A 17,165-nucleotide genomic window follows, 5' to 3' on the forward strand; every position below is an offset into this window, starting at 1 on the left:
CCTAGTGTATTAGCATTATAACTATTTACCAAATTCCTGAGCCCCAGAGTAAACATAACTATAATTGATGTAAATATAATATAGAGAATAATGGGTTGCCTCAGATTAAAAAAGAATAAGATTAATAAAATATCTATTAATGCAATAATCCAACTTAATTTAAATATTTTAAAAGACAATATATTTTTTCCCAACATCAACGACAGTGAATTTGAGAATATGATTATAAGTAGTATTAGTTGTAAGATTGTATCCATAATATTAAAAATCACTTACCCCAATAATTTTTTTTATTTGATAGAATATTCTTTCTATAAGCCGGGTATCTTGTACTACAATCTCTGCATTCCCTTTTAATTCTTTATTTACAAAGATATTTTTATTATAAGATGTTCTCAAACCATTTGGAAAAATGATATCTATATAAGAATTTTTACTGTTAGTTGATACCTTTTGAATCCGTGCATTTAAAACTCCATATTCCTGATAAGGAAAATCATATAGCTTAACTATAACTTTCTGTCCTTCCTTTACTTTCATTAAGTCATCTTGAGCCACAATAAGTTTCCCAAGTACAATTTTATTGTACCTTTGATTTTCAATAGGATCGACAATTACTTTAGAGTTTACAAAATCTGGGTATTTTACACAATAACACACAATTGATAAAGAAAACAATAACACCATTGAAATGAAAAGATTTCCTTTTAAAATCACCCAATGAGGGTTCTTATTCAGCAGGTTTTGCACACCCGTTGAACGTAATTCTGAATCTCTTAAATTATTTTCATTCATCTTAATTTCCTAATTCCAATTGGTCTTTAATTAGCCTGTAGTATTCCCCTTGCAATGTCACTAAAACATTGTGTGTACCTTCTTCCACAACCTTACCTTTATCTAAGACAATAATTTTATCTGCATTTTTAACAGTAGATAATCTATGAGCAATAACAATTGCTGTTTTTCCTTTAAAGAACTGTTTTAAGTTACCCATTATTATTCTTTCATTTTTTGCATCCAAAGAACTAGTAGCTTCATCAAAGAAAATATATTCAGGTGACTTGTAAACCGCTCTAGCAATGAACAATCTTTGTTTTTGTCCGCCACTCATTCCTACGCCCTCATTTCCAATTTGGGTATTTTCTTTAAGAGGCAGATTCTCTATAAAATCTTTAATATTGGCAATTTCAATTGCTTGATTAAATTTTTCTTGCACAATCGAATCTTCACCAACTGCAATATTTTCGACTATGGTATCATTAAAAACATATCCCTCCTGCATCACGACTCCACAATTATCTCTCCAAAATCTAGGGGAGACTTTATTTAAATTTAAATCGCCAATCATTACATCACCAATAATTGGCTCGTAAAATTTCAACAACAATTTTAGCAAAGTTGTTTTACCGCTTCCACTTGCCCCCACAATGGCTGTGGTTTTTTGATAAGGAATATTTAAGTTAAGATTTTCAAAAACATAATCCTCCGAACCTATGTATCTAAAAGAAACATCTTTTAGTATAATATCTTTTTCCGGAATTTCAGAAATGTATTGTTCAGTTTCAGTTTCCTCATCTTCTTTATCATGAATTTCTCCCAGCCTTTCTAATGAAATTTTAGCATCTTGTGATTGTTTTATAAACTCAATTAATTGTAAAAGAGGACTATTTAGCTGCCCTATTATATATTGGACAGACAGCATCATCCCTAATGTTAAATTTCCACTTATAACAAGTTTAGCAGAAAGAAAACTTACGAAAACATCTTTTATCTGATTGATGAAATTTCCACCCACAGACTGCCATTGTTCTAAGGATAAAGATTTCATTCTTAGTTTAAATATCTCTATTTGAATTGCTTCCCAACCCCATCTTTTCTTTTTCTCGGCATTGTGTAATTTAATATCCTGCATCCCATTAATGAGTTCAATTACTTTGCTTCTTTCCTGAGACATTTGCCCAAACTTCTCATAATCCAGCAATTTTCTTTTTTGAAAAAGAATAGAACCCACATCATATATAAACTTGCTCCAAATAGATAAACAAGAAAGAGCTTATAATCATAGAAAAACAATACTGCGCTGAAAACTACAAGATTTACTACCGAAAAAAGGATATTCAGAGATGTATTCGTTAATAGCTGTTCAATTCTATGATGGTCATCTATTCTTTGAAGTATATCACCTGTCATCCTTGTATCGAAAAAGCTGATAGGCAATTTCATAAGTTTAATAAAAAAATCCGATACAATAGAAATATTAATCCTTGTAGAAAGATGTAGTAAAATCCAGCTCCTAACAATATCAAATCCCATTTTACCGATAAAAAGCATTACCTGAGCTAAGAGAATCAAATAAATAATATTTAAGTCTTGACTCTTTATTCCAATATCAACAATACTTTGTGTGAGAAAAGGAAATATGAGGGTTAACAAGCTACCAATTAACAACCCGATAACTAACTGTATTACAAGTCTTTTATATTTTACAAGATATTTTAAAAGAAATGAAAGACTCGCTTTATTTTCTTTTTTTCAAATTTGCTTTTAAAGAATAAAGGTGTGGTTTCCAATGCCAAAATAACACCCTCCTCAGTTGTTTCATCTGCGTTCTCCCCAATCCAAGATTTTATAAAATTTTCTTTTGTATAAGTAATTAATCCATAACCAGGATCGGAAACATACACAGAGTTATTTTTAACATCAACATCATAAACAACTATATAATGAGATTTTCTCCAATGCACAATACAGGGTAATGGAGTATCATTTTTTAATACCTCAAAATTAATTTTCATTCCAAGAGTATTGAATCCAAGGTTTTCAGCAGCATCACTTAAACCCGCTAAATTACTCCCTCTCTTGTTGTCTCTGATAACTTTCTGATATGTTGTAATGGAATTTCTCTCCCATAATATTTAGAGATAATTCTCAAACAAGTTGGCCCACAATCTTTGGCGTCAGGTTGTTTATAAAATGGAAAGCTTTTCATTTTTTAAATTTCTTCATCATCAATTAAATCCTGTATAAAATATATAATTTCTTTCCTTTCATAATTCTGAGGAAAGAGATGATTATTATCGAAAAACATGTGTAAAACTTAGCCCTTGAGCAATATTTTCTTTTTTAACATTTAAGATTATTAACAGCAAGCTTAAATTACTATTAAAACTTCCATATTTTCATCCCATGAGTGATTTGAAAATAATTAATAAATTCAATAGTTATTGAGTAAAAGTATTTCCTTAATAAATGTCCACGGCTCGTAAACTACTTAAATGTTTAAAGCTGGTTGATAAAAATACAGTAAATAAAAAAACAGGCTTAATAAAAAACCTGTTTACATTATAATATAGGGTGTGAGACTAGTCTTTAGCAGCTCTACATTCTGCCCAAGTCATTGTATTACCGTCTCCACCTACTGGAGCTTCAATAATAGTCACATCTCCAATTTGCACATTAAATGAATGAGTAGCACAATAAAGCCAGCTATATCCACCACCGATAGATTTTAAAGACGACTTAGTTAATTTTGTTCCTTTGTTTTTTAAAATTGATAATTTTTTCATGGTTTTAATTTTTTTATTAATACTTCACAAGTATATGAGTTTTATTTGAAATTTCCAAATTTTATTTCTTAATTAATACATCTAAATTGATAGATGGGACGCCTGATGAAAACTTCTTCCAATCACCATAATAAACCCTATAGTAGGTACTTTGTGAGAATGTAAAAATATTTCCACCAAAATAGATATATCCATTAAAATCATTAGCAGTTCTTACCGAAACGAAAAAGTCTTCATCTATCCAAATATTTTTATCCGAAATATCTAAACTAATGCTATTATTTTTAATATCGGCATTAGTTATTTCTTTGGATAAAGTTTCATTTATTAATGATTCACCTGGCAAATCATCTTTGCTTTTATAAATATCAAAGATTAAATTAATTGGCGTTTCTATTTTATAATCAGAAACATTAATATTAATGTTCTTAATTTTAATCTTTTTCTTATTTTTTATTTTAATTGCGTACTCATTAAAAAGAGCCTTATCCTTTCTAGAATCATAACCACAATATCTTGTTTTTGACTTCTTATTTTCACCAAGATTCTTCTCATACATTTTTTGAGGTGTTAATACTACTTGTTGTATGTTAACTACCCTTTCTGTTAAAATAATATCGTGGTTATTCTTATCCAAATAATCCGACACTTTTATTCTGTAAGGCTCAAATCCGCCTAAATATGCAATAAGATTTTTATTTTTGTCAACATTAGTTAAATCAATGGAAAAAGAACCTTTTTCATCAGTAATATCACCTGTTTCCTGACCTTCTACTCCTATAACCACCCCCGAAACTGATTTTTTATCTCCATCATAAACAATCCCATTTATGGTTTGCGAAAAATAATTATTAAAGAATAATAGTAGAAAGCAAATCCCGATAATTTTTTTCATAATTGTATTTTATCTCTTATTAATATATTCTTGCAATAGATTTTTTAATTTTTTTCAATTTCTAAAGTATTAAAATTATTAAAGTATTTTTCTGAGAATTTATATCTGCTATCTAAATAAACAAGATATGACTCAAAACCAAATTCATCTAATCCTTGCTTTGTAAAGTAATCGTCATAAAAAGTATCCTTTACTTTTCTATGAAAATTCTGAATTTCTGAAAAGTCGGGTTTATGCTTATCCTTTTTAAGAATCTGTTTTGCTACTAATCCTAATATTCCGCCTGAACCACTATTGCCTATACTTAAAATACTAACCTGCCCTTGGTTCATATCTGGAACTCCAAAATTTGGCGTGGTGATTCTTGAATCTTTTTTTCTTCAGGATGGTTTTTTATATAGTCTTTTATTTCTTCATTTAGCAATTTCTTTTTATTAGAACCTCTAAGATTTATATCTTTTTTAAATCACCCGTTGCATTAAGGGCCAAGTCAACTTGTTCAATTTCGATAGGTGATTGAATAAGGGTTACAGAAATTAAATTAGCAAAATCTTGATTAGTCACTTTTCTTATAGCCCTATCATATTTTTCTTTAATGAATCTTAACTCGTCATTTGTATTTGCTTTTATTTTAAAGAATCCCTGACTATCTGAAATTACTTGCTCGTTAGTTTGAATATTAACAACAGATACATTTTGCAATATGAATCCCTGCTCCGAGATGGTATTTCCCGAAACAATATTCTGAGCATAAATGGAAATGCTGAACAATAGAAAAAATAAATATTTCATGCGAAACTACACAGCATAATACTTTCCAAATATAGTAAAATAACACCTTAACAATCTTATTATTTCATTTGATCATGAATTAATAAGAATTATATTATAACTTATTACTAAAAAGATAGCCATTAAAGCTCTCCGCATTTTGTTTTTATAATTTTTCAATTCTTTTCCGTTGTTATTCGTTTATTGGAGCTATTATTTTAGCAGACAGTTTTCAAAAGCATACATTTCACTACTCTTTTTTATACCGGTAATATTTTTCTTTCAAATTCTTTTCCAAAATACAGTATATAATATACTCAAAAAAGCGGTTATCTTTTTTTACGATCCGCATCAAATGCATATGTATTAAATCGAAAATATGATCTTCCTGATCAGGATTTTTAAGATGGGTCTGTATCTCCAACCGGATTTGCCCTAATATACCATCTATCTCAGGATAATCATTAGATAATATAACATCAATATTATTTTTATTTTCAAGAATGATTCTATTGATCGCTTTATTATTGTCAGGAGTTATTCCTAATTCTATTGCAAAGGACTCTTTTATTTTTTTCAGATAACTTATTTTGTCCTCAATAGTAGAAAAGAAGCAATCTATATAATATAATGCAGTCTTTGTACAGAAAAGCCAGTCTTCCATATTGCTGTCTGATGCATATTTTATAATTTCACAGGCTATGAGGCTGTCCCAATAATATATTTTCTCAAAAAATAAAATATGATCCCCTTGATACCTCAGCATTTCTCTGTCATAAGTATCATACTGCAGAGAATCGATGTATGAAATCTTCTCTCTTAACACTTTATTCAACGCCTCCATGAATTTCAATTGCTGGTCGGAAAAAACCCGGAACCTTATGTGAAAATCCGGAGCATAATAATACAAAAACACAAAATGTGAAATAATACCATCATCTACCAGGTCTTTTAAAAAAGGTACAAGATCCAGTATTATTGTATTTGCAATATCCTTATTAACAAACAATTTGAAATAAACACAGCCATGCATAAACGGATAAAGCTTATTTAAAACATGCACTGTTTCAGGTAATTTCTGAGAAGTATAGTTAAGAGAACTTTTATTCTTTAATGGAGTTATTATTTCCAAATTAATGGATGATTGATCTTCATCTGTAAAAAAGGGCCGGTAATCATCATAAATTGCCTCACACACGATCAGAGTATTTTTCTTTTTAAGCTCTTTCAGGAATAGCTCCACGGATATCTGCATGTCCTGATTGATATACAGTTCCTGCTCTCCGTCAACGATACAAAATGTTTTTTTCAGCCCTATCTTTTTTACATTTTCATCATAAAGAGATAATGCATCGCTGATATTTTCGTTTTTATTTTTAAAAAAATCAGAGGTCTTTATAAGCCAATGGGCTTTCTTTAGAATATGTTTCTTATAGGTGATCCGTGGGAAAAAACTTAGAGTATTCAGTATATTATTGACATTAATACCGCTCTTCTCATGGTTATCATACTGGGTGCTTACATCTAATAAAAATTTAAAAACAGTACTGTTTAAGGCATGATGATGGTCAAAGAATGTAGAAAATGTCGGAATTACATATTTATTAAGCTTCTTACTTCTCAGGTAAACTTTAGATTCAATGATCTGAATGTACAAATCATTAACGTCAATATATTTCTGGTCAGGCTCTACCGGAACATCATTCGGGTATCTTATGAGATAATCAAATTTGATATTGCGTTTTACAATATGTCCTGCAAGGTAGGTTGGCAAATGATCAACCTCCGCAAAAATAAAATCGGATCCGGCAGTAATATTTTGATACGAACTGATTTCCTCCACAAAAGAACTGATCTCGGGGTTTTCTGTAAATCTTCCCAGTATTTTTACCGGTGACGAAAAGGATACATAATTAATATTTATTATTTTTCTCCCGTCATGCAGGGGATCTTTGAAAAGAGAATATGAGCAGTATTTTGTACTCTTGTCGGGAATATGGTGTTTAAATGTGGACAGCTCATCTTTTGTAAACTCTATTTCTGTTTTTCCGTTTTTAGCCGCTTCGAATGTTTTTCTCAAAATGAGCAATTCGATCTTACTTAATTCTGCATCGGAAACATAGCTGCCGGCACCATATCCTATATCTAAAGCTTCCAAGAGCAGAATTTCTCTTTCCCCATATTTTTTATTAAAAGAATACATGAACTTGTCCAGCCTTGTTTGCTTTGAATTAAAATTCTGTGACAGCTTTTCATAAACAAACAAAATATCCTGAACATTCCTGATCGTATCAAAATCAATCTGAACGTCACTTTCAAAGGTTAAATCGTACTTTATTTTACTTGCGAGTGTATCACCCACGGCACCAGTTGTCTGAAATTCATACATATCCTTCAATACCTGGAATAACTCGGGATTGTCTTTTCCAAGTTCTTCGGAAAGAATATGTTTCAGTAAATCGTTTTTTATAAAATCCTTTCCAATGGTTGAGTAATTAAGGTTAGAAAAAATAATTGATTCATCAACCAGTTCGCTAAAAAATACGTCTGCCTCTTCTTCACCGGCATCAAAACTCTCTTTTAAAAAATCAATAATTTCTGCCGCAGACTTTTCTTTCCCGCAGAAATTTAAAAAAGAATCCATTACCTCATCATGCTCTATACTGGTTTTGAGATAATTTTTTATTTTGCTTTTAAAATTCTTCCGGATATAAAGTAATTCTGAATCTTTGGAATAAATGGTATTATTAAGATTATAAGTAAGTTTTTCTCTGACGATTTTGTTTTCATTTGCCTCTTTTATCAACCGGTCCAGATATTCATAGTCAATTTTAGGGAGCAATTGCTTTTTATAGACAGGAGTTTCATTTCCATTGCTTTCAGAGTGGTTGATTAAGCCAATTCCGGAAAACATCCCAAACGGTATAGTTCTGTTTGCTGCGCGGGAAAAATATTTATAGAAAGTAAATTCTATATTCTTTTTTTTATCCGGAGATTTATGGTCATACTGCAGTAACAGATCATAAAATTCTTCAGATGACATTTTTATGGATCTTACAAACAATTCATCTTCTTGTAAATGTTGATATACCTCCGCGAAAGAAGAATTGGAAAGATAGGTATTTCTAAAAAAATCCAGGCTGAAAAGAGGTCTTCTCATGATGGATTTTGTAAACATTGAATCAGGCATCATCTATAAGGAAAAGGTATTTGATTTTTTCATATCGCTTATTAAATCAGGAATAAAATACCTGATAAATGATCTGGAATAATTTTCCGGAAAAACGTGATTGTTTAAAAGTAATGTAGGTGAATGTTCAAAATTCGCAGACAAACCGAAACGATCCTGATTGACTATATGATTTTCGATTTCTGAACTCAATTCGTCATCAATTGGATGTTTTTCTTCAAAAAAACTGTAATCATTCGCCAGGATTTCCAAGGTGGCAGCGCCCCTTCCTTTAAATAATGATGAAGAATATTTCTTATAATCTCCTTGCCTTCAGAGGTGAAATTTTTATCGTAAAATATGATCTGAATGGTCACATGATCTGCTTCATAATTATAAATATCCCATAAAGTCTTGTAGGTCTCCTTACAGTATTTACAGTTAGGGTTGGATATCATTGTAATTAAAGGCTTCGAAGGGTCGGCTTCACCAATAACAATTCCGAGGTTTTCCTTATTAAAATCAATTTTTTTACTTTTTATCAACGAATATTTAAAGAGGTCAAAGTTCCTGTAAAACTTAATCAATCCGTTATTGGTTTTTTTTAACCTTTCTATCAGAGCTACATTTTGAGAAATAAAATAAGTAAGCAAACCGGATCCAGCTATGATGATCAGGAACAGTAAAATCTTGTTAAAATTTAAATTGAACTGGAGTTTATTGAATGTAAGAACACTGATTAATATTTGTATATAAAGAACAGCAATTATACTAAGACATACTGTACAGAATTTTTTTCTATAAAAAACTGGAAATACAAAGAGTAGAGGGTTAAGGGTAAACTTAATATGACACCAATAAAAAACGCACTATAAAATTCAGGGATTGCTGCACTAAAAGCCAGTAAAAAGAACTGCTGAATAAAGAAAAAGAAGCTGAGATGCCCCAATTTAACAGGTATTTTTTTATCTGAATTAATAATAGAATTGCAGCTTGATTTTTCTTCTTTTGATGAGCAAAACTTATTAGAAAAAACTGATTCTATTCCCAGCTCAATCGAAAGCCCGCTGTATGAAATATAAATTCCTATGATGGCGCAAATTGAAAGAATAGGAATATAGAGCGATCCGAAAACTGAACCTATCAACACAAGCATCATAAAAACCACAAACAAAAAAGCCGCTTTTGGATTAAACTTTAAAATCCATTGCTTAGGATGCTCTTCAGTAACCAATACCAGAGATTTTTTTAATGTTTTCGGGCTTTGTGATTTTACATATCCGAATTTTAAAGTGTCGTGCTGGTCATAAAAAATAACCAGATCTTGTTGACCGGCTTCGTCTTCTACATCCGCATAATTATAAATACTGTATTTAATATTCATCATATCCATAGTGTCTGTAAAGGACAGGATATCAGGATAATTCGGATGCGAGGAAATTCCAGTTTCAAAATCAGAATAATCTACATCAATATTCTTTTTTTTAAGGTATTTATAAAGAATCTGAATATTGTTATTCATTTTTGTTCATATTTTTAAGTAGAAAAGTATTCAGCTGACTAACAAAAATATCGTAAGATTAGTCAGCCATGGGGATTAACAAAGGCTGCTTTATTGTAAAAACAGCCTTTTAATTTAATTATAAGAAAAACCTTATTTATTCATAAGATTTTCAACTAAGTTTAAGCACAGCAGTTAGTATGAGGCCTTCCGGAGAAATTATTCCAGATAGATCTTCCTGATGAGCATAGTGAGTCTGAATTGCAACCTCCACCTTCTAATCCGTCTTCAAGGCTTTCTTCCATTCCGATGCCGCCACCTCCTTTGAAGTCTTTTAACGTTTCTCTTGTAAGAGTTGAAGATTTCACACCTAATGACTTAGTTGACTTTTTAATTGTTAGTTTTTTCATAAAATGAGTATTAAATTTGTTTTTTAAGGTGAAACAAAGTTAGCCATTTATTTCATTCATGCAAGAGATATTCAAAAATAAAACACTTTTTAGAGTCTTATTTTTTTAAAGGATTGAAAAATCTGATCAAAATTAATCTTATAAAATATTCATATACAATTAATTGCACAGGAAAACAAAAAAGAAAAAAAATTTCAAAAAAATTCATTTTTTTTCATTACCTCAATAAAAAAGCCACTCTTTTTAAAAGAATGGCTATTATTTTTCAGTCATTGAAATTTAATATCTGGAAATTAAAACCCATGCAGATCCGGTACTTTGTACTGAAATCGCCCTTCCAAAATTACTGTTGTTCAAATCGTAATTGGTAAAATTCCCTCCATTGATCCGGAATGTTCCGCTCACCGTAACGGTAGCAGCTGTATCATTAACCAGATTATAAATTTTTCCCTGATTGGCCGCACTTGCAGCAGGAAGAGAAATATTTCCTGTTACGAGAACCGTATAATCATCAGCAGCAACTGTTCCTGAAGACATCGTCTTTATTTTTGCATTTAAAGATGAAGCATCTTTCCAGGATAATACTGCCGCCCCGTCTGTTACTAAAACCTGGCCGGACTGGCCATTGGTTCTCGGAAAAGTATAGTTGCCTTGAGGATTCCCGGATGTATCTTTATAGGAAAAAGTAACCCCTTTACTTTTTTCAAGGGTAACATTGGTTACTCCCGTTGTTCCTCCATCGTGACTCAGAATTAAACTATTACCGGTTCCATTACTTATTCCCCATATAGAGGCATTTACACTTTGATCCTGATTAACAGCTACCAGACCAAAGGATCCGCCTGTAGCCTGTGAAAAGGTAGCTACATTCCCTCCACCCGCTCCATAATTGGATTGTAGAGTGCTTACTCCCGGTCTTGTCATAACCGCACCTAAACTTGTGGCAGCAGACAAATCACTATTATCTGAATAATAGATACCACTACCTGCTCCTAAAAGATTAGTATCTAATCCAAAATAATTGGCTCCGCTTCCATACTGAGCCTTCATATCACCTTTCACTTCAAACTGCCTGTCGGAAACCGCATCAGCTGCAGTAAAGCCAATCCCTACTTTACCATTCTGATAGATATTCTGAGTATTAGCTGTGGAAGGATTTGCTGTATTTTGAATATTCCATGGTGATGGGACAATCCCAGAATTAAGTTTTATCCATTTATTAAGATCGCCGTTGAAATAATAATATCCTTCAGAATTTACATCAGCAGTCTGCCCGGTTAAAGCTCCTGCGGTAGTTACATAAACTAATGCTCCTGTTTGTGAAGCCGTATAATTTTTGGCATTCAGCTGGTCTCCTGTGATTCTGGGAGCAATGATTCCGTCAAATTTTGAAGTGTCATCAGGATTTCCGACTACATCGAATGTAGCATTGGGAATTGAAGTATTAACTCCCACCTGGGCAAAGCCAAGAGTGCCTACCAATAGGAAGGCAGGAAATAATTTTTTAAGCATGTTCTATTTGTTTGTTTTTCAACAAATATATAATTAATTTAAACATATCATCATTTTTTTTATTATATAAATTAAAATCAATAAAAAAAGACAGCTTTTTAAGCTGTCTTCATAATATTATGTTAAATCAATAATTACTTTAAATCAAATCGGTCTGCATTCATTACTTTTACCCAGGCTGAAACAAAATCGTTCACAAATTTGCCCTGGGCATCAGAGCTGGCATATACTTCTGCAATGGCTCTCAGTTCAGAATTGGATCCGAATACAAGGTCAGCGCGGGTAGCAGTCCATTTTGGCTGTCCTGTTGACCGGTCTGTTCCCATATACAATTCATTATCCTCGGAAATTGCTTTCCATTGTGTCCCCATATCCAGAAGGTTAACAAAGAAATCGTTGGTAAGTACTCCGGGACGGCTGGTAAATACTCCGTGTTTTGATCCGTCAAAATTTGCATCCAACGCACGCATTCCTCCCACAAGCACCGTAAGTTCCGGAGCCGTAAGGGTTAAAAGCTGTGCCTTATCAATCAATAAAGACTCTGTGGATACACTAAACTTTCTTTTCAGATAATTCCGGAATCCGTCCGCTGCAGGTTCCAGATATCCCATAGATTCTACATCGGTCTGTGCCTGCGAAGCATCCGTTCTTCCGGGTGCAAACGGAACATTAATATAATGCCCTGAATCTTTCGCCGCTTTTTCAACTCCTGCGCTTCCTGCAAGGACGATTAAATCTGCCAATGAAACTTGTTTACCGTCAGCCTGGCTTTCATTAAATTCTTTCTGAATATTTTCTAAAGTCCCCAGTACTTTCTGAAGCCGGGCAGGATTATTTGCTTCCCAGTCTTTTTGAGGAGCCAGTCTGATTCGGGCTCCGTTTGCTCCCCGCGTTTATCGCTTCCCCTGAATGTAGACGCAGAAGCCCAGGCTGTAGTTACAAGTTCTGGAACACTTAGCCCTGAATTGATAATTTTTTCTTTTAAGGCAGCAATATCTGCTTCATTTATCAATTCGTGATTAACTTCGGGAAGAGGATCCTGCCATATCAGTTCTTCCTGAGGCACATCCGGTCCCAGATACCTTGCTCTTGGCCCCATATCCCTGTGGGTCAGTTTAAACCATGCTCTGGAAAAAGCATCTGCAAACGCTTCAGGGTTTTCGTAGAAATGTCTTGATATCTTTTCATACACCGGATCCAGCCTTAAAGAAAGGTCTGTGGTAAGCATCGTAGGCCTGTGCTTTTTTCAGGGTTAAATGCATCGGGAATGATCTCTTCTCCATTTTTAGCTACCCATTGGTGAGCGCCGGCAGGACTTTTTGTCAATTCCCATTCATTTTCAAATAAATTTTTAAAGAAATAATTACTCCACTGGGTCGGAGTTTCTGTCCATGTTACTTCAAGACCGCTGGAAATGGCATCTGTTCCTTTCCCTGATTTGTATGTGCTACTCCATCCTAATCCCTGAAGTTCAATTCCGGCTCCTTCCGGTTCTTTTCCTACATGATCAGCAGGGCCTGCACCATGAGTTTTACCAAAGGTGTGGCCTCCGGCAATTAAAGCTACGGTTTCTTCATCATTCATGGCCATGCGTCCGAAAGTATCACGGATATCTTTAGCAGCTGCAATAGGATCAGGATTTCCGTCCGGTCCTTCAGGATTTACATAGATAAGTCCCATTTGTACGGCAGCAAGAGGTTTTTCAAGATTCCTGGAATGGATATCACCGTCTGCATCATCATCCGTTGGAAGCACTCCCTTCCTTCCACTACGCCCTCTGAACCGTGAGCATAACGTAAATCTCCTCCAAGCCATGTTTTTTCTGAACCCCAATACACATCCATATCCGGTTCCCATACATCTTCACGCCCACCTGCAAATCCAAATGTTTTGAATCCCATTGATTCCAGGGCAACATTTCCGGTAAGGATTAAGAGATCTGCCCACGAGATTTTATTTCCGTATTTTTGTTTGATAGGCCAAAGGAGTCTTCTGGCTTTATCCAAACTCACATTATCCGGCCAGCTATTCAAAGGAGCAAAACGCTGCTGCCCTGCTCCGGCACCTCCTCTACCGTCACCCACACGGTATGTTCCGGCACTGTGCCATGCCATACGGATAAACAGAGGTCCGTAATGACCGAAGTCTGCCGGCCACCAGTCCTGCGAATCTGTCATTAATGCATGAAGGTCTCTTTTTACGGCTTCCAGGTCCAGGCTTTTAAATGCTTCGGCATAGTCAAAATCCTTATCCATAGGATTGGAAAGCGATGAGTGCTGGCGCAGGATATCCACTCTCAGCTGATCCGGCCACCAATCAAGATTTTTGGTTCCTCCACCGGCTACAGCTTCTTTTTTCATTGTTCCGTTATGAAACGGGCATTTACTGATGTCGTTTGAATCTTTTTCCATATAGTTAATTTTTTATGTTAATACAGTTTTACCTTTAGTATATGGCAAACTTACAAAGCTTTACCAATAAATACAATCTATTAATAATTATTTAAACAATAGTTAAAAACTATAACTTGTACTTTTTATAAAATTATTTAAACCATGATGTTAAAAGGTGTAATCATGCAATTAAGTTAGTAAAAATTCAAGAGCAGATGTATAAAAAGCAAAGGTAAATGATCATATTTAGAATCATTCAAATGAGGATTCTGTATTTTGATAATCAGCTTATTCCGATTTAATAAAATTTGATTATTTTTATCTCTTAAGAATAAAATGATATGAAAAAATCCTGGTTGTACTGCTTGTCGCATTTATTATTATACAGTTTTTCCCGATCGATAAAACTAATCCGGCCCCTACTCCGGGAATGGATTTCCTGAGGATCAAGAAGACACCGGAACCTATTGCAAAGATCATCAGCACTTCCTGCTACGACTGTCATTCCAATGAAACCCGGTATCCCTGGTATGCAAGCATTTCACCAGCTTCATGGTTTGTTAAAAATCATATTGATGAAGGCAGAAAGCAGCTTAATTTCTCTACCTTTGCAGTATACGAACCTAAAATACAGTCTCATAAACTGGAAGAATGTATAGAAATGGTTGAAAAAGAGGAAATGCCTCTGGAATCTTATTATGTAGGGCATCAGGATGCCAAACTTACTGCGGAACAACGTAAGCAGCTGATAGAATATTTTAAAAAAGTAAAGGAAGAAACCGACAGAAAAATGGTATTTTAAAAATCAAACGGTATGAAGGAGAAGTGGGAAGATAAGCATATTGTATTTTTTGACGGCGATTGCGGCGTCTGCAATTTCTGGGTACAGTGGATCCTGGAAAGAGATCAACATGACAGGTTTATGTTCGCTTCCCTGCAGTCTGATTTCGGACAGAAATTCCTTTCTGAAAGAGGCCTGGAAACTAAAGTATTCAACACGCTTTATCTTTGGAAGCCCAATCAATATTATTTTACCAAATCCAGGGCCGTACTTCAGATTGCCAATATTCTGGGCGGAATTTATAAATTATCAGCCGTGGGGAAAATAATTCCTGCTTTTTTAAGTGATAAAATATACGATCTTGTTTCAGAAAACAGAATGAAGATTGCCAACCAGAAATGTTTCCTTCCGGATCGTGATCAAAAGAAAAAATTTATTGAGGTATAATTTTGGTGAACGTTATCATTAAGTTTTGGCTAAAGCCGATGGATTTTCTGAAATGAAAAACGGGCTAAAGCCCGTTCCTATTGATTAGTATTTCCTGAAAAATTAAAAGCAAAGATAATGGTTTCATCTTTGCTTTTTTATTCTTCAATTTTTATTGGTTCAGTGACCAGATTGAATAGCTGTTTGGCGGTGCCTGGATCTTCACCCATTTATCTCCCTGTGTAGTAGGATACCAGCTCGAGTTACCGGTAAAGTCTTTTATCTGCTGGCTGCTCCAGTTGGTTTCTATCCATCTTTCCTGCCAGCTGGATGAGTTGTTTATATAGACTACAAGCCCCGGGTTTCCGTTATAGCCGTTACGTCTTGCAATATATTCATCATTATCTGTATATAATATGGAGGTTGTTCCTGTAGCTTTGTTATTATGGATCCAGATCAGATTATTCAGCCTTTCTTTATTTAACCATTCTTCGTAGTCACGGTAAAAGATGGTAGGATATCCTTCGTGAGTCAGGATATAAGCATAAGCCGGCATTTTATTGTAAATAATATCTGTGTCGTGATTCGCTACAAAGGTTACCGCTTTATAAGGATTTCTTTTCCACATCATATCATCGTTCAGAACATTAAGGTTTCCGTTGTCGAAGGCTTCATCCATTTTATAGTAGGCAGCAAAATCGAATACGGAACTGTTGGCATTATTAGTCCACCATTCTAAAGTATTCACATTGGAATCCCAAAGCTCACCAACGGAGAATCCGCCTACGTTTGAGTTCCAGTTGTTAACTACCCAAGGTCCGAAACCTTTTACATAATCAAATCTCCATCCGTCAAATTTCATTACATTTTTATAATACTTCCCGACAGAATCGTCTCTTCCCCACAACCAGTCCTGCACATAAGGATTGGCATGGCAAAGATCCGGGAATCCTCCGAAGGAACCTTCATCATTATTCCCGTAAGAATTTTTGTAAAAATCATTATAACTTCTTGGAAATTTTCCGGAAGCCACTCCTGAGAAATCGGTCCAGGTATTGGTCCCGGTATAAGGATTGGCCTGAGACTGCCCGCCACTGTTATGATTTATCACAATATCTGCATACACCTGCATGTTTTCAGCATGAGCTTTTGTAATTAATGCCTCCAGTTCAGCCCGGGACCCAAAACGGGTTTCCACGCTTCCGTTCTGGTTAAAATTTCCGAAATCATAGTAATCTGTAGGGTCATATCCCATAGAGTAAGCTCCGTTCTGCGCTTTGGAAGCCGGCGGAAGCCATACGGCACTGATTCCGGAATCTGACCATGCTGTCAGTTTGTCTTTTATGGTATTCCACCAGTTTCCACCTTCAGGAACATCCCAATAAAAGCCCTGCATAAGGACCCCGCCTCCGGGACCAGATACAAACTTCCCGGTTACAGATCCGCTTCCGGTACTGAAGGGACGCCCGTCATGATTGGTAACATTGACAATTTTGGAATGAACTTCCTGACTGCTAAGGCTTGCATTGTCATTTTCATCAGTGTTACGGCAGGAATTAAATAATGTTAAAGCCAGTACCGAAACTAATAAATGTGTTTTTTTCATACTTATTTTAATTATTAATCTATCAACTAAATTACACTTTTATTAAAATAAACTATAAAAAAAACACATTTTTTTAATTTTCGCCATAGAATCCCTGCAAATAACCGCATATAATTTTCATTAAAAAATCATAAA

The 17,165-nt window shown here is 34.1% G+C and carries 13 protein-coding genes and 2 pseudogenes; 2 read left to right on the forward strand and 13 right to left on the reverse strand.

Translation table 11 applies throughout. The features are described from left to right. Positions 1-261: 261 nt before the first annotated feature. The 12 genes and pseudogenes from N4G44_RS16665 to katG all read right to left on the reverse strand — a co-directional run bounded on the left by N4G44_RS16665 (position 262) and on the right by katG (position 14,235). Positions 262-795 carry a hypothetical protein gene (locus tag N4G44_RS16665; protein WP_474928443.1) on the reverse strand — a complete coding sequence of 178 codons (534 nt, stop codon included), beginning with the start codon at positions 793-795 and terminating at the stop codon, positions 262-264. Position 796: 1 nt separating this feature from the next. Further along, positions 797-2,989, reverse strand: a pseudogene (locus N4G44_RS16670) (peptidase domain-containing ABC transporter). 373 nt (positions 2,990-3,362) lie between these two features. Continuing rightward, positions 3,363-3,566 (reverse strand): hypothetical protein, encoded by a 204-nt coding sequence (locus N4G44_RS16675; protein ID WP_474928444.1) that lies wholly within the window; start codon positions 3,564-3,566, stop codon positions 3,363-3,365. Between the two features lie 61 nt (positions 3,567-3,627). Further along, positions 3,628-4,461 (reverse strand): carboxypeptidase-like regulatory domain-containing protein, encoded by an 834-nt coding sequence (locus N4G44_RS16680; RefSeq protein WP_474928445.1) that lies wholly within the window; start codon positions 4,459-4,461, stop codon positions 3,628-3,630. Between the two features lie 44 nt (positions 4,462-4,505). After that, positions 4,506-4,793: a hypothetical protein gene (locus N4G44_RS16685; protein WP_474928446.1), complete on the reverse strand. Its 288-nt coding sequence runs from the start codon at positions 4,791-4,793 to the stop codon at positions 4,506-4,508. Positions 4,794-4,911: 118 nt separating this feature from the next. Then, positions 4,912-5,253 carry a hypothetical protein gene (locus tag N4G44_RS16690; protein WP_474928447.1) on the reverse strand — a complete coding sequence of 114 codons (342 nt, stop codon included), beginning with the start codon at positions 5,251-5,253 and terminating at the stop codon, positions 4,912-4,914. Positions 5,254-5,482: 229 nt separating this feature from the next. Continuing rightward, entirely contained in the window at positions 5,483-8,425 is a 2,943-nt protein-coding gene (locus N4G44_RS16695) for a thiopeptide-type bacteriocin biosynthesis protein (RefSeq protein ID WP_474928448.1), read from the reverse strand. A 185-nt stretch (positions 8,426-8,610) separates the two neighbouring features. After that, the gene (locus N4G44_RS16700; RefSeq protein WP_474928449.1) at positions 8,611-8,988 is read right to left on the reverse strand and encodes a hypothetical protein; all 378 of its coding nucleotides are present in this window, start codon (positions 8,986-8,988) and stop codon (positions 8,611-8,613) included. Positions 8,989-9,167: 179 nt separating this feature from the next. Then, positions 9,168-9,923 (reverse strand): vitamin K epoxide reductase family protein, encoded by a 756-nt coding sequence (locus N4G44_RS16705; RefSeq protein WP_474928450.1) that lies wholly within the window; start codon positions 9,921-9,923, stop codon positions 9,168-9,170. A 161-nt stretch (positions 9,924-10,084) separates the two neighbouring features. Beyond that, entirely contained in the window at positions 10,085-10,312 is a 228-nt protein-coding gene (locus tag N4G44_RS16710) for a hypothetical protein (protein ID WP_474928451.1), read from the reverse strand. Between the two features lie 279 nt (positions 10,313-10,591). Then, complete coding sequence (locus N4G44_RS16715; protein WP_474928452.1) at positions 10,592-11,824, reverse strand: autotransporter outer membrane beta-barrel domain-containing protein; 1,233 nt, start codon at positions 11,822-11,824, stop codon at positions 10,592-10,594. A gap of 134 nt (positions 11,825-11,958) precedes the next feature. Further along, positions 11,959-14,235 (reverse strand): annotated as a pseudogene (gene katG / locus N4G44_RS16720) (catalase/peroxidase HPI). 364 nt (positions 14,236-14,599) lie between these two features. Between katG and N4G44_RS16725 the strand changes: the two are divergent. Both N4G44_RS16725 and N4G44_RS16730 read left to right on the forward strand, forming a co-directional pair. Next, positions 14,600-15,019 carry a heme-binding domain-containing protein gene (locus tag N4G44_RS16725; protein ID WP_474929017.1) on the forward strand — a complete coding sequence of 140 codons (420 nt, stop codon included), beginning with the start codon at positions 14,600-14,602 and terminating at the stop codon, positions 15,017-15,019. Positions 15,020-15,031: 12 nt separating this feature from the next. Next, positions 15,032-15,445 carry a thiol-disulfide oxidoreductase DCC family protein gene (locus tag N4G44_RS16730; RefSeq protein WP_474928453.1) on the forward strand — a complete coding sequence of 138 codons (414 nt, stop codon included), beginning with the start codon at positions 15,032-15,034 and terminating at the stop codon, positions 15,443-15,445. Between the two features lie 151 nt (positions 15,446-15,596). Here the strand turns inward: N4G44_RS16730 and N4G44_RS16735 are convergent, their stop codons facing one another. Next, entirely contained in the window at positions 15,597-17,030 is a 1,434-nt protein-coding gene (locus N4G44_RS16735) for an alpha-amylase (protein ID WP_474928454.1), read from the reverse strand. Positions 17,031-17,165 lie beyond the last annotated feature (135 nt).

This window comes from Chryseobacterium sp. GTID13 (assembly GCF_056172655.1).